Genomic DNA, 12993 nt, shown 5'->3' on the forward strand with positions numbered 1-12993 from the left:
CCTGCTACCGCCGAAGCCCCGGCGCCTCGTGCCCGCTCGTGGCCACGTATTCGAGGTACCCGCCGCCGTACTTGTGCACGCCTTCCGGGGTCAATTCGAGCACGCGGTTCGAGAGCGCCGCGAGGAAATGGCGATCGTGGGACACGAACAGCATCGTCCCCTCGAAGTTGGAAAGCGCCTCCACCAGCATTTCCTTCGTGGCGATGTCGAGGTGGTTCGTCGGCTCGTCGAGCACGAGGAAATTCGGCGGATCGTAGAGCATCCGTGCAAGAACGAGCCGCGCCTTCTCCCCGCCGGAGAGCACGCGGACGGGTTTGTCCACGTCGTCACCCGAGAAGCCGAAGCAACCCGCCAGCGTGCGCAGCGTGCCGAGCGAGGCATCGGGGAAGGAATGGATGAGCGTGCCGACCACCGTGAGCTCCGGGTCGAGCACGTCCATCGCGTGCTGCGCGAAATACCCGAGCTTCACGCTCGCCCCGAGCGACGCTCCGCCCGCGTCCGGCGTGAGCTCGCCGGCGATGATCTTGAGCAGCGTGGATTTGCCCGCGCCGTTCACGCCCATCACGCACCACCGCTCGCGCCGCCGCACCAGGAAATCGAGCCCCTCGTAGACCGCGCGGCTGCCATAACGCTTCACCACGCCGTCGAGCTTCGCGACGTCCTCGCCGGACCGCGGGGGCGCCCGGAAATCGAACATCTGCGGCCGCTTGCTCTTCTTCGGCGGCTCGAGCTTGTCGATCTTGTCGAGCTTCTTCACCCGGCTCTGCACCTGCGCCGCCTTCGCCGCGTGGGTCTTGAACCGCTCGATGAAGCGCATCTCCTTCGCGAGCATCGCCTGCTGCCGCTCGTATTGCGCCTCGGCCTGCTCGGCGGCAATCGCGCGTTGCCGCTCGTAAAAATCGTAATTGCCCGTGAACGTGGTGAGCTCGCCGCCGTCGATCTCCAGGATCTTCGTGCAGAGCCGGTTCATGAAGGCGCGATCGTGGGCGGTGATGACGAGCGCGCCCTCGTACGACTTCAAGAAACCTTCGAGCCAGATGATCGACTCGATGTCGAGGTGGTTCGTCGGCTCGTCGAGCAGGAGCACGTCGGGCCGGAGCAGGAGGATCCTGGCCAGCGCCACGCGCATCTTCCAGCCGCCGGAGAGTGTGCCGACGTCACGATCCATGAGCTCGTTCGAGAAGCCGAGGCCCGCGAGGATCTCCCGCGCCCGCGCGTCGAGCGCATAGCCGTCGAGCTCGCTCCATTTCGCCTGGGCCTGCCCGTATCGTTCGAGCAGCTCCTCCATCTCGTCCGCGCGATCGGGATCCGCGAGCGCCGCTTCGAGCTCGGCGAGCTCGGCCGCGATCTCGGAGACGGGGCCGACGCCGTCCATCGTCTCGGCGACGATGCTCTTGCCCTTCATCTCGCCGACGTCTTGCCGGAAATACCCCACCGTGACGCCACGATCGATGGCGATCTGCCCCTCGTCCGGCGCTTCCTCGCGGGTGATCATGCGGAAGAGCGTGGTCTTGCCCGAACCGTTCGGGCCGACGAGGCCGATCTTCTCGCCGCGGTTGACGGCGGCAGAGGCCTCGACGAAGAGGATCTGCTTGCCGTGGCGCTTGCCAATGGAGTCGAGCCGGATCATGCGGGGCGCCTACTTAGCGGACGGAAGGCCCTAACGCATCCGAAAAAAACACGCCGTCCTCCGGAGGATGGAGGATCGGCAGAAAGCTCACGCGGGGGGCGGCACGCTCGGCTTCCAGCTGCGCCGGCATTCTTCGAGGTAGGCTCGCGCCTCCGCGATTGTCTCGAAGAACCGCAGCGTCGTCGCGCCGCCCGTGAGCAGCTTGGTGGCGCGCGCGATGAGCTCGATCAGGACCCGGATGGAGTAAGGCGCGCCGACGACGGCCACGACGTGCGGCGGCAAGGGCTTCGGCCGGCCGAGCCCTTCGCCTTTTGCCATCCGCGACATGGCCGTGGCCTGCCGGACGTCGGCGAGCACGAAGATCCGGCCGAGCGCGAGGAGCCGCTCGTCGTGGACCCGAAAAATCGCGGACATTTCGCCGTCCTCCACATCGCCATGAAACTCCATCACGAGCAGGTCCTCCTGCTCGAAGTGGAGCATGTGCCTGCCGATGCGGATCTCCTCGTCCATCGATTCAATCGGAGATCAGGGCATCGGGCAGCGCGGATCGCCGTTCTGCACCATCTGGATCTCGTCGTCCGTGAGGGGCAGCGGATCGCAGCCGTGCTCCTTCTCGCAGACGAAGTCAAACTCGGGCAGGGCCTTTTTATGGCAATCGAGGCAATTGCCGCCGAACTGGTTCACAACGTCCGTGGAGCCGCGCTGCACGATCTTCGTGCCCATCTCCGAGACTTCCAGGAAGAAAAACTCCCAGTCGTTCGACTCCGCGGCGAATCCCGGCGCGCGCTTGACCATCGCCTCGAAGGGGACGAGCTGGATCACGGTGCCCACGGGGTAATCCGTCGTGCCGGGGGCATTGGCCGCGGCGAGCGTGGCATCGAGGTTGCCGAGCTTGTTCGTGACGCGGAACGAGCGGACCTTCTCCCAGCCGAGGATGCAATCTAAATCGGCTTCGGTCATGACGAGGTCGTTACCGCCTGCGCCGCCGTTACCGCCACTGCCGCCTGCGCCGCCTGCGCCGCCGGTGCCGCCGCTGCCGCCGGTGCCGCCGGTGCCGCCCGCGCCCGCATTGCCCCCCGCGCCTCCGCTGCCGCTGTTTTCGTCGCCGCACGCGGTAACGGCCGCGCAGACGAGGACCAATCCGAGGATCGAAGCAAAACCGAGGCGGGAATGGATCATGTAGAAGCTCCTCCGTGGGGCCTACGCGCGAACCGCGTCGCCCGGATTCGCCTTCTCTACAGGCTTTCCCGCCCCTTCACAACGACAATTCTCTGCGCGACGAGGCCGCTCAGGGAGTCTTCGCGGCGCGGCGCTTGTCACGGAGCCAGGCGAGGCCCGCGTCGAAGACGACGTCATGGCCGCCCTCGAAGAGCACGAGCGTGGCGTTCCCCGAGGTGCGTGTGAGGTACGATGGGGCGCCGGCGCGCTCGTAGATATCGTCGGAGGAGGTCGACCTTACGCGCCGGGTCGCCGTGGGGGCGAGGAGCTTCGCGAGCACGTCGTCGCCCACGCGATCGGCCGGTTCGGCGAGGTCGTTGAACGCGGAGATCGAATGCCGCGGGGGCACGATGTCGTCGCGAATGCCCGTGGCTACGTAGACCGGCACGCCCGCCTGCTTCGCCCGCGAAAGGAGCGCGCTCGGGCTGCGGCGCGCGCACTCGTGGAACGCCTGCGTGCCGGGACGCGGCGCGCCGCTGCACACGCCCTCGATGAAACGCGCATAATGCCGCTTGGGAAAACCCTTCCGATTGTACGTGTACCAATCGGGGATGTCGTACACCGGCGCCCACGCGACGACGCCCGCCCAGAGGTCCGGATGCCGCCCAGCCATCGCGAGCGCGGTCATGCCGCCGCCGGAGAAACCCGCGAGATAGATACGCGTCTCGTCGACGTGGCCGCGCTGCTTCGCGTACGCGATGGCGTCGAGGATGTCCTGCGCGGCGAGGTCCGAGGCCGCGGCCTCGGGGCGGAGGTACGGTCCCCGGAAATCGGGGTGCACGAAGACCCAGTCGTTCTTCGCGGCAAACATGGCATACGGGATGCCGATGTTCTGCCGCCAGTCGGTGCTCCAGCTATGCAAGACCACGAGGAGTGGTCGCTTTCCAGGCGCGCCCGAGTCGAGAAACATGGCGCGCTGATCGGCGCTGTCGGCCGAGGATTTGATTGTCACGGCCTCGACGCCGGGCACGCGCTCCTTCCAGGCGCCGAGGCCCGAGGCGCCCTCGCCGCCTGGAAATCGGGAGGCGAGCGTGAACGCGGGCTCCACGCGCTTTGCGCCGTCGGCACGCGCGGGCCCCTCCGCGATCGAAAAAAGCGCCACGAGCGCCATGATGGAAAGGAACCGAACACGATTCTGGATGCAATTCATGCGGTCGTCTCTCGGAGCGCGGGTATAGCGGCTCCACCCAGCCGAGGCCATGCATCCGAAACGAATTGCGAGCGCCGTGCTTGCCCGCCCGTGCACGATCGGTGACGAAATGAGGCACGGCGATTGCGTTCCCGCACGGGTGCGGGACGAACGTATCCAGGTGCGGAGGGCCGCGGAGGGAAGGTGCAATGCCGAGCCCCATCGTTTCCATGCTGGTGCTCCTCGCGGGGTTCCTCCTATTTGGATGTCGGGAAACGCCCACGGCACATGCAGAGACCCGCGCACCTCGGCCCACGCCTGCGCCCCCGCAGACGCACGCGCCGGGCGAGCGCGCGCGAGAGCCGCTTTCGCTGATTCCGGAGTTTCCACGCGCGGCCGGCGGCCCCTTCCCGTTCGGCGCGCAGGATTTCTCGGTATGGCGGGCGCGAGTCCCGCGGATCGAGGAGGTCGAGATTTCCTCGTCTCTCGACGGGAACAAGCAACGCGCGCTGTTTTACGATCCGGGCCGGCCCGAGCCGCGCCCCTTGCTCGTGGCGCTCCATAGCTGGAGCGAGAATTACCTGCAGAACATCGGCATTCCGTACGGGATCTTCGCCGAGCGGAACGGCTGGGTGCTCATCCACCCGGATCACCGCGGCCCCTACCGGTCGCCCACGTCAGTGGCCTCCGAGCTCGCGCAAAGGGACGTGCTCGACGCCGTCGACTACGCGAGGCGGCGCGCCAACATCGATCCGACGCGGATCTACCTCGTCGGGTATTCCGGCAGCGCGATGACCTCGCTCGTGCTCGCGGGCCGGCACCCGGAGGTCTGGGCGGGCGTCGTGTCGTGGGTGCCCATTTACGACCTCGTGGACTGGTACGGCTGGCTGCGCGCGAACATGCCCGATCGCCATTACGCGCACGAGGTCGCCGCGGCCTGCGGCGGCGCGCCTCGGCCGGGCACGCCCGCCGCGGAGGAATGCCGGCGGCGGAGCCCACGCTCCCACCTCAAAGGCGCGCGCGGGCGTGTGAACGTCTATCTCGGCGTGGGGATCTGGGACCAGCTCGTCCCCCCGGATCACGCGCTCCGCGCCTTCAATGACCTCGCGGCGCCCGCGGATCGGGTACCGGACGAGGACATCGGGCGAATCGCCAAGACGCGCAGCATCCCCGAGGCCCTCGGCGCCCCGGCGGCGCGCCCGCTTTACGAAGCCGCGAAGGCAAAAGTCGTCTTCGAACGCACGAGCGAACGCGCGACGGTCGTGGTGTTTCTGGGCGGGCACGACGTGATTTACAACGCGGGCCTCTCGTGGCTTGGAAACCAGCGGAAAACCGTGCTTCCATGACCCCGACGAACCCATGACCACCTTGCTCGTCAACATCGACGTCGACGACCTCGACCGCGCGATCCACTTTTACACGCGCGCCTTCGACCTCCGTATCGGCCGCCGCTTCGGCAGCGCCGGCGTGGAGCTCGTGGGCGCGAATGCCGCGATCTATCTGCTCGTGAAGCAGGCGGGGAGCCTTCCCTTCGCCGGATCGACCTCGCCGCGGTCCTATGGCCGCCACTGGACGCCGGTCCACCTCGATTTCGTGGTGGAGGACCTCGACGGCGCGCTCGCGCGGGCCGAGGCCGCGGGGGCTGTCCGGGAAAGCGACATCGCCGCGCACGCCTGGGGCCGGATCGTCATGCTCGCCGATCCGTTCGGGCACGGGCTCTGCCTGATTCAGTTTTCCGAAAAGGGATACGACGCGATCGCCACGAATTCGTGAGAGAGTGTTCCACAGGCTGCTGCACGACTCGATGCGTCGGTCGGCCTCGCTCGACGTACAGTGTACGCCTCGCTCACCCTCCCTAGCCTCGAATCGCTCGCGACGCCTGTGGAACACCCTCTGAGGCAGAGACGTCACTCGACCTCGGCGAGCCGCGCCCCCGCGAGCCTGCGCCAGAGCGAGGGGCGCGCGTCCTCGGGCGCGCGCGGCGGACGAGCGCCCGGGCGCACCCGCGGCGTGCGCTGGGGTTGGTCGAGGAACCGGAAGAGCTCGGAGAGGATCTCCGGTACGGCCTCGCGGTGCGGGTAATGGCCCACGTTCTGGAAACGACGCACGATGGCGCCGTCGACGTAATGGTGCACCTGCTCGGCGTGCTTGACCGGAATCACCGGATCCTTATCGCCCCAGTACACCGCGAGGGGCGGCAGCTCGCGCAGCCGGTACGCATGATCGAGCAGGTGCTCGCGTTGCCCTCGCAGATCGACGGCATTCCGCAGCGTCCGGAAGAGGGCGCGCGCCGTGCCCGGGCGTGCATTCATCTCGATGAGGTGCTTGCGCTCCGCTTCGTCGAAATTGCCGCCGAGCACGCGCACGCCCGCGTTCGTGCCGATGCCCATGAGCACCGGCGCCGCGAGATCGAGCAATCCCATCGACGAGGCGAGGCGCAGCGGCGCGGCGACCTCGAGGCCGAGCCCGCCGGCGGCGACGAGCGCCAGGCGATGCACGCGCCCCGGCTGTTCGAGCAGCACGTGCATCGCGATGCCGCCGCCGAGGGAATGGCCGATGAGATCGAAGTCCGAGAGCCCGAGCGATCGAATCCATTCGACGACGAGGCTCGCGTACCACGAGACGTCATACGAGGCGTCGTATCGGCTCGACTGGCCGTGTCCCGGCAAATCGAGGGCATAAAGCCGCCGATCCCGCGCGAGGGCCGGGGCGATCTTGTTCCAGGTCCGGCAGGTATCCGTGAGGCCGTGCACGAGAACGACAGGTCTCTGACGCTCGTGGGCGAGCCCTCCGTGCGGAGCCCACTCCTCCCAGAACACGTTGCCCCCCCGAAACAAACGGCGATGGCTGCGGCAAGCGACGGACGTCATGGGCGAAGCGACAAGATAAAGCCACGCGCGGCCCGCTGTCCACGATTTCGTCACTTTTTCGACGTGAAATCGTTGCGATGCAAACCGACCTTTGCACCCCGATGGCATGGAGCGAAACGTTATACGCGGCACGCGTGATCCAGCGTGCGGATCACTATCACGATCTCGTCAACCTTCGCTCGGGCCAAACCGCTCCGCGAAGGCGCGCGCGAGCTTTCGTGATTTGCGGGCGGAGACGATCTCGCTGATCTTCGATGTGAGCCGCGTATCGTGCCGGTGGAGCGAGAGCGCCTGGATCGCGTGGATCGCGCGGCTCTCCGGCGCCTCGGCGAGGAGGTCCAGCAAATACGAGAAGGCCTCGTCGGTGCGGAGCAGGGCCACGCCGAGCAGCACGGTCTTCTCCATCTCCGGATCCGCGCGCGAGACGGCCTCCTTCAGCACCAAAAGAGCCTCCGGCAAGCGCGACTCGCCGAGCGCGAGCGCCGCCGTTTCGACCCCGGCTTCGAGCGCAGCCGCGACGACGGGCAAATACTGGCGCGGTTCGAGCGCGAGCATTCCGCGATAACACGCACCGAGCACGTCGGGCTCGGGATCCCCCACGATCACCCGCGTATGCAGCACGGCCGCGCAGACGACCTCGCACGTGTCGCGCAGCGCTTCGGCCGCGGCGACGCGGGCCTCGGGCATTTCGTCGAACAGGAGCGGGGTCACTTCGAGCGCAGCCCGCGGAAAGTTCGTCCGGACGAGCGCATGCGCCGAGATGCCGCGAACGAGCCCGGCCGTATCCACGGGCGGGCCCACGGTGACCTCGATCTGCACGTACCGGAGGCCTTTTCGATACGTGTCCCACACGTCCGCTTCGAGCGTGACGAGCGCCTCCAGGACCTTCTGTTTCGCGTGACAGCCTCGATCCGCCATCGCAGGCATGCCGAGGAGCCGGTCGAAAGCCGCGACGAGGTCGGGTACGAGCGCGCGGAGCTCGAGCTCGGCCACGACCTTCGCCGCCTCCCCCACGAGGAACGGGGTCGGATCGGCGAGCAGCCGGCCGAGATCGGGCGTGGCGGCCGCCTTTGGCTCGGCGCGGGCGAGTGTGCGAATGCGCGCGAGTTTGTCGTCGAAGGTGTTTTTCCGGGCCGCCATCAGGACTCCGTCGCCTGCGAGGGCGCCGCGAGCGCCTTGTCGAGGGAGCGGCGTGCGATCCGCGAGGTGACGACGAGCGCGCCGAGCGTCACGACAAACCCGAGCACGAGCGTGATCCAGCCGAGTGATCCCGGCGCCTTGGCCTCGCCCGAAAGCAGCGCGGCCGCGCTCTCCACGCTCGCGCCGACGTAGACGTGAAAGAGGGTGGCCGGCAAGAGGCCGAGGAACGAGCCCGCCGCAAAAGCACGAAGTGAGAGGGGCGTGGCCGAGAGCATGTACGTGCCGATGTTCTGCGGGAAGGCGAAGGTGACACGCAGGAGGAAGGTGATCTTGAAGCCGTCGGCGCGGACGGCGCGCTCGACGGCGCGCCAGAAATGGGCCTCGCCCGCGCGCGCCGAGAGGAGCTTGCCGATGGAGGCGCGGCCGAAGAGGAAGCAGAGGCAGACGCCGAGCGTCACGGCCGGCCACGCGATCAAGATTCCCTTGCCGAAGCCGTACGCGTACCCCGCGAGGCCCGACATGACCCAGAGGGGCGTGGTGATCGCGAGGGCAAAGACCTCGACGCCGAAGAACAAAAGCGCGCCGGCCGCGCCCGCCTCGCGCATGAACCCGACGAGCGAGACGAGCGCGTTGCGCACGGCCGGCAGGCGCAAAAGCACGAGCGGAAGGGCGAGCAGCCCGAGGAGCAGGAGGACTCGTTCGAGGCGACGCCGCATCGGGCGCGCAGCCTACCACACACCCGAGGTGTTCGGCCTAGGCCGAGGCAGGCGCCACCGTCATGCCGAGTCCGCGCCGCGTCCGCGGGCCTCGGAACCCTTCGAGGAAGGCAGAGGCGCCCTCGGGGCCGCGGAAGATCCGCCATTGCAAGGCAGGATCGTCGAAGTTCGAGGCGAACGCGTCCGCGATGCTCTGATCCCGCGAAGCCGCCGAGAAGATCGCCATCGTGTGCGGCGGCGGCGGCGAGAGGAAGGCGTTCGTCCAGTGCATCGAGGGGCCGACGAGGGACCAGAGCCGCTCGTCCATGCCCTCGCAGAACCGGCGATCGAGAGGACGACCGAGCGTGACCGCCTGGACAATCGCCTCGCCAAGCGCCCACGCCCCACGCGAGGCCGCGTTCGCGCCCTGCCAGAGCACGGGATCGTGCGTCGCGAAGGCATCCCCGACCGCGATGGCATAACGGCCCTCGCCGAGATCGACGTACGCGCGGCGCGCCGTCGGGACGATCGCGGCCTGCATGCAATCGCCCGGGCTCGTGAGGTGAAAGATCTGCCGATCGACGCGGTCATGGACGCTCGGCGCGTTCGCCTCCAGCAAATCGAGCACGAGGCTCTCGACCACGTGCGGATCGTCGTCGCAAGGGACACGCGTGGCGGCGTCGAGGACGCCGCCGGGGATGGCCTCGAACAGGAGGCAAGTGACCGGCCCCTCCGCCGTGAGGAGCTGGCTCTCGAAGATCTCGCCGTGCCCCGGGACGATCTGGAAGAGCAGGCCGAGCTCCTCGGGGAAATCGATGCCCCGAAAGAGGCCCGCGAAAAGCCGGCGTTGCGGTTCGAGCCAGGGGGAACGGTCGAAATCCCGGGGGAACATCGTGCTGAGATCGCTCCGGCCGCTCGCCACGACCACGAGGTCGTGCTTTTGGCCGAGGCGCTCGACGTCCGATCGAGCGAGCGCTCCGGCGCGGACGACACGGCCGCCACGCGCCTCGAAATCCTCGAGGAGGCGGGGCAGGTAAAGGCGCATGTCGATGAAGAGCGCGGGCGGATCGATCCGGCCCCGCGAGGAGAGCTCGGGCAATCCTTTGACGCGGACGTCGACGTAAAAACATCCGAACGCGTCGTCATCCCAATGGTTGGTGCCGAGCTCGCGATCCCGCCTGCGCGTCGACCCGAGGAGCGCCGCGGTGCTCGGCAGGCGCGAAGATCGGATCTCGTCGCTCGATCGATCTGTATAAAGGGTGCAGGAGATGCCATGCCTGCGGAGGAACAATCCGAGTTGCAACCCCGCGATGCCGGCTCCCACGATGCCAATGCTGCTCATCGAAGCCCCTTTCCAAGCTGGATGGCTGCGCTCGAACGAGCCGAGCAGCGCCCCCAAAGCGTGACCCGTCGAGAACGGACGATATACCTCTCAGCGGCGGCGGTCCATCGCCCAAACGTCGGGGTATTGCTGACTTCTGGCCAAGGACACACCGCACGACGTGTACGAACAAGACATGGTGCGCACGAATTCCACGGTGACCCGACGGATCGCATGTGTCCTCGCATGCCTGCTCGTCGGATGCGCGCCGGTCCGAAGCACGACGCCTCCGCCGGAAGGACCGCCACTCGGCACCGCCGCGGAATGGATCGCTTCTCTGGATCAGGGACACGCAAAGAATACACCGCCACAAATCGAGCATTTCCTGCAATCCGCCAGAGCTGTATGTCCAGCTCCCCCGGGGATAGGAAGTGCGCGAACGCTATCACGTGGGGCACTGGCACTCGGTGAAAAGCCCCAGCGAGGTTGCCGGGGGCTGCCGCTCGCGCAGGAGCTCGTCCTCATGGAGCGGCTGCTCCGCGCGACGCCGAAGGAGCACGCGGACTGGATCCGCATCGTGGATCGGATGGCCCTGACGGCATTTTTGATGGAGTACGAGGCGTTCCGGGTCTGCGGCGAGATCGAGCGTTCGCCGCCCAAGGATCAAAGCCGGCTCGAGGAGGGAGAGCGCACGCTGCGCGTGGTCGCGGACGCGCTCGCGCACGCCCGGCGCACGACGAGGTTCGCCTGCGAGATACTGGCGCGGCACCCGAGCCACCGAGCGAACGCGCCCTGCGACTGGGCGCTGCCGCCGCCGCCCCTCACGAAACCCGCATCCGTGTGCGTGGAGACGAACGCGTCGTTCCCGGCCGAACCGAAGGCGCCGGGCTGCGAAGCGACCACGCCCTGAAGCGCACGGGCCGGCGCGGCATGGATTGCCCATCCCCGCCCCCTTTGTCATGATGCGCGCCCCCGAAGTCGGGGGCCCTTGCCCATGACCATCGCCGTCGTCGCCGAAAAGCCGTCCGTGGCCCGGGACATCGCCCACGTGCTCGGCGCGACGAAGGCGAGCGAAGGCGCGCTCGAAGGCGCCGGATACGTGGTGACCTGGGCGATCGGTCACCTCGTGGCCCTCGCGCAGCCGCACCAGATGGACCCGGCCTGGAAGCGCTGGGACCTGCGCACGTTGCCGATGCTGCCGCCGACCTGGCCGCTCTCGGTGCTGGAGGAGACACGCAAGCAGTTCGAGGTGGTGAAGAAGGTCCTCCACCGCGCGGACGTGGAGGGGGTGGTCTGCGCGACGGACGCCGGGCGGGAAGGCGAGCTGATCTTCCGCTACATCTACGACGCTGCGGGCTGCAAGAAGCCGGTGCGGCGGCTCTGGATTTCGTCGCTGACGCCGGACGCGATCCGCATGGGCTTCCGGAAGCTCCGGGACGCGCGGGATTACGACGCGCTGGCGGACGCGGCACGGGGGCGGAGCCGGGCGGACTGGCTCGTCGGAATGAACCTTTCGCGGGCCTACGCACTGTCGCTCGGGCAGGACTTTTCGGTCGGACGGGTGCAGACGCCGACGCTTTCGATGGTGGTCGAGCGCGAGCAAGCGATCCGGGCATTCGTGCCGGAAGATTACCTGGAAGTGCGGGCGACGTTCACGCCGGAAGGAGCGCCGGACGGGCCGGACGGGCGTTACGAGGGGATCCTGCTGGATGTCCCGGAAAAACCGGGTGGTCCGGAAAAACCGCGGCGATTGCCGCCGGACGGGGAAGAGGCGGGGCGGATCACGCGGCGGGTGCTCGGGGGCAGAGCGGCGATCACGAAGGTGTCGGCGGAGACGCGCCGGATTCCGCCGCCGCTTTTGTACGATCTGACGGAGCTGCAGCGGCACGCAAACCGGCTGTTCGGGTGGAGCGCGCAGCGGACGCTCGACGTGGCGCAGGCGCTTTACGAGCGGCACAAGCTGATCAGTTATCCACGCACGGACAGTCGGCATCTGTCGACGGACGTGGCGCAGACGCTGCCGTCGGTGGTGAAGACGATCGAGGGGAATTACCAGGGGCTTCTGGCGCCCGGGACGGGGCAAAGGCCACTCGGGCGGCGATTCGTGGACGATACGAAGGTGACGGACCACCACGCGATCGTGCCGACGACGACGGCCGCGCGCGGATCGTTGTCGTCGGAGGAGCAAAAGCTCTACGACCTGGTTTGCCGGAGGCTGCTCGCGGCGTGGCACGACGATTTGATCGAGCGGACGACGACGGTGATCACGGAGGTGACGTCGTCCGAAGCGGTGGATCGATTCCGGTCGGCGGGGACGGTGGTCGAGCAAGTGGGCTGGAAGGTGCTCGACCTCGGCGGGGCCGGTACGAAAGAAGGGCCGAAAAAACGAAAGAAGGGCCCGGCGGAAGGGGCCGACGCGGAGGAAGAGGCGGAGGCGCAGAAGCTGCCGCGGGGGCTTTCGGAAGGAAAAACCGCGCGGGTGCTGGGGGCCAAAGCGGAGAAAAAGACGACGAAGCCGCCGAGCCGGTTCACGGAGGCGACGCTCTTGACCGCGATGGAGACGGCCGGAAAGACGGTGGAGGAGAAAGAGCTGTCGGACGCGATGAAGGACACGGGGCTCGGGACGCCGGCGACGCGGGCGGCGATCATCGAGACGCTGATCAAGCGGGAATACGTGGTCCGGATGGGGAAGAGTCTGGCGGCGACGGACAAGGGGATTTTGCTGGTGGGGGCGGTTCATCCGCATGTGAAGAGCGCCGCGATGACGGGGGAATGGGAGGCGCGATTGGCGCGGCTCTCGCGGGGTGAGGGGGATTTGAAGTCGTTCATGCGGGGGATCGAGGCGTATGTGAAGTACGTGGTGGGCGCGGTGCAGGATGGGGACGATCGGCCCGCGGGCGGCGTGGCTTTGGAGGGCCGGGGCGGTCCCCCCGAACTCGGGCCCGCAAAGCGGGCCCTCAAACAACAGGACCCCCCACCCCGGCCCTCCA

General features: G+C 67.9%; 12 protein-coding genes. 4 read left to right on the top strand and 8 right to left on the bottom strand.

Annotated elements, in window-relative coordinates:
• Positions 1–4: 4 nt before the first annotated feature.
• From KEG57_RS51730 to KEG57_RS51745, 4 genes are all read right to left on the bottom strand, one after another.
• Positions 5–1630, bottom strand: coding sequence for an ABC-F family ATP-binding cassette domain-containing protein (locus KEG57_RS51730; protein WP_272427487.1), 1626 nt, complete (start codon positions 1628–1630; stop codon positions 5–7).
• An 87-nt stretch (positions 1631–1717) separates the two neighbouring features.
• Positions 1718–2140: an STAS/SEC14 domain-containing protein gene (locus tag KEG57_RS51735; protein WP_272427485.1), complete on the bottom strand. Its 423-nt coding sequence runs from the start codon at positions 2138–2140 to the stop codon at positions 1718–1720.
• Between the two features lie 15 nt (positions 2141–2155).
• Positions 2156–2809 carry a hypothetical protein gene (locus KEG57_RS51740; RefSeq protein WP_272427484.1) on the bottom strand — a complete coding sequence of 218 codons (654 nt, stop codon included), beginning with the start codon at positions 2807–2809 and terminating at the stop codon, positions 2156–2158.
• A 109-nt stretch (positions 2810–2918) separates the two neighbouring features.
• The gene (locus tag KEG57_RS51745; RefSeq protein WP_272427482.1) at positions 2919–3998 is read right to left on the bottom strand and encodes an alpha/beta hydrolase family protein; all 1080 of its coding nucleotides are present in this window, start codon (positions 3996–3998) and stop codon (positions 2919–2921) included.
• A gap of 188 nt (positions 3999–4186) precedes the next feature.
• Between KEG57_RS51745 and KEG57_RS51750 the strand changes: the two genes are divergently transcribed.
• Positions 4187–5323 carry an alpha/beta hydrolase family protein gene (locus KEG57_RS51750; RefSeq protein WP_272427481.1) on the top strand — a complete coding sequence of 379 codons (1137 nt, stop codon included), beginning with the start codon at positions 4187–4189 and terminating at the stop codon, positions 5321–5323.
• 13 nt (positions 5324–5336) lie between these two features.
• Positions 5337–5750, top strand: coding sequence for a VOC family protein (locus KEG57_RS51755; RefSeq protein WP_272427479.1), 414 nt, complete (start codon positions 5337–5339; stop codon positions 5748–5750).
• A gap of 134 nt (positions 5751–5884) precedes the next feature.
• Here the strand turns inward: KEG57_RS51755 and KEG57_RS51760 are convergent, their stop codons facing one another.
• The 4 genes from KEG57_RS51760 to KEG57_RS51775 form a co-directional block, all read right to left on the bottom strand.
• Positions 5885–6847 (bottom strand): alpha/beta fold hydrolase, encoded by a 963-nt coding sequence (locus tag KEG57_RS51760; protein WP_272427477.1) that lies wholly within the window; start codon positions 6845–6847, stop codon positions 5885–5887.
• Between the two features lie 168 nt (positions 6848–7015).
• Positions 7016–7987 (bottom strand): HEAT repeat domain-containing protein, encoded by a 972-nt coding sequence (locus KEG57_RS51765; protein ID WP_272427475.1) that lies wholly within the window; start codon positions 7985–7987, stop codon positions 7016–7018.
• Positions 7987–8703, bottom strand: a complete 717-nt coding sequence (locus KEG57_RS51770; RefSeq protein WP_272427473.1) for a TVP38/TMEM64 family protein — start codon at positions 8701–8703, stop codon at positions 7987–7989. The genes KEG57_RS51765 and KEG57_RS51770 overlap by 1 nt, the downstream gene beginning before the upstream one ends.
• 37 nt (positions 8704–8740) lie before the next feature.
• Positions 8741–10024 (bottom strand): styrene monooxygenase/indole monooxygenase family protein, encoded by a 1284-nt coding sequence (locus KEG57_RS51775; protein ID WP_272427471.1) that lies wholly within the window; start codon positions 10022–10024, stop codon positions 8741–8743.
• Positions 10025–10526: 502 nt separating this feature from the next.
• Between KEG57_RS51775 and KEG57_RS51780 the strand changes: the two genes are divergently transcribed.
• Both KEG57_RS51780 and KEG57_RS51785 read left to right on the top strand, forming a co-directional pair.
• Positions 10527–10913, top strand: coding sequence for a hypothetical protein (locus tag KEG57_RS51780; RefSeq protein ID WP_272427470.1), 387 nt, complete (start codon positions 10527–10529; stop codon positions 10911–10913).
• Positions 10914–10997: 84 nt separating this feature from the next.
• On the top strand, positions 10998–12993 hold a 1996-nt coding region (locus KEG57_RS51785; protein WP_272459973.1), incomplete at its 3' end, for a DNA topoisomerase 3.

The organism is Polyangium jinanense, assembly GCF_028435365.1.

What these genes read in the sequence shown, in the direction of transcription:
- KEG57_RS51730 (WP_272427487.1), bottom strand. Translation starts at nt 1,630, where the DNA reads ATGATCCGGCTCGACTCCATTGGCAAGCGCCACGGCAAGCAGATCCTC.
- KEG57_RS51735 (WP_272427485.1), bottom strand. Translation starts at nt 2,140, where the DNA reads ATGGACGAGGAGATCCGCATCGGCAGGCACATGCTCCACTTCGAGCAG.
- KEG57_RS51740 (WP_272427484.1), bottom strand. Translation starts at nt 2,809, where the DNA reads ATGATCCATTCCCGCCTCGGTTTTGCTTCGATCCTCGGATTGGTCCTC.
- KEG57_RS51745 (WP_272427482.1), bottom strand. Translation starts at nt 3,998, where the DNA reads ATGAATTGCATCCAGAATCGTGTTCGGTTCCTTTCCATCATGGCGCTC.
- KEG57_RS51750 (WP_272427481.1), top strand. Translation starts at nt 4,187, where the DNA reads ATGCCGAGCCCCATCGTTTCCATGCTGGTGCTCCTCGCGGGGTTCCTC.
- KEG57_RS51755 (WP_272427479.1), top strand. Translation starts at nt 5,337, where the DNA reads ATGACCACCTTGCTCGTCAACATCGACGTCGACGACCTCGACCGCGCG.
- KEG57_RS51760 (WP_272427477.1), bottom strand. Translation starts at nt 6,847, where the DNA reads ATGACGTCCGTCGCTTGCCGCAGCCATCGCCGTTTGTTTCGGGGGGGC.
- KEG57_RS51765 (WP_272427475.1), bottom strand. Translation starts at nt 7,987, where the DNA reads ATGGCGGCCCGGAAAAACACCTTCGACGACAAACTCGCGCGCATTCGC.
- KEG57_RS51770 (WP_272427473.1), bottom strand. Translation starts at nt 8,703, where the DNA reads ATGCGGCGTCGCCTCGAACGAGTCCTCCTGCTCCTCGGGCTGCTCGCC.
- KEG57_RS51775 (WP_272427471.1), bottom strand. Translation starts at nt 10,024, where the DNA reads ATGAGCAGCATTGGCATCGTGGGAGCCGGCATCGCGGGGTTGCAACTC.
- KEG57_RS51780 (WP_272427470.1), top strand. Translation starts at nt 10,527, where the DNA reads ATGGAGCGGCTGCTCCGCGCGACGCCGAAGGAGCACGCGGACTGGATC.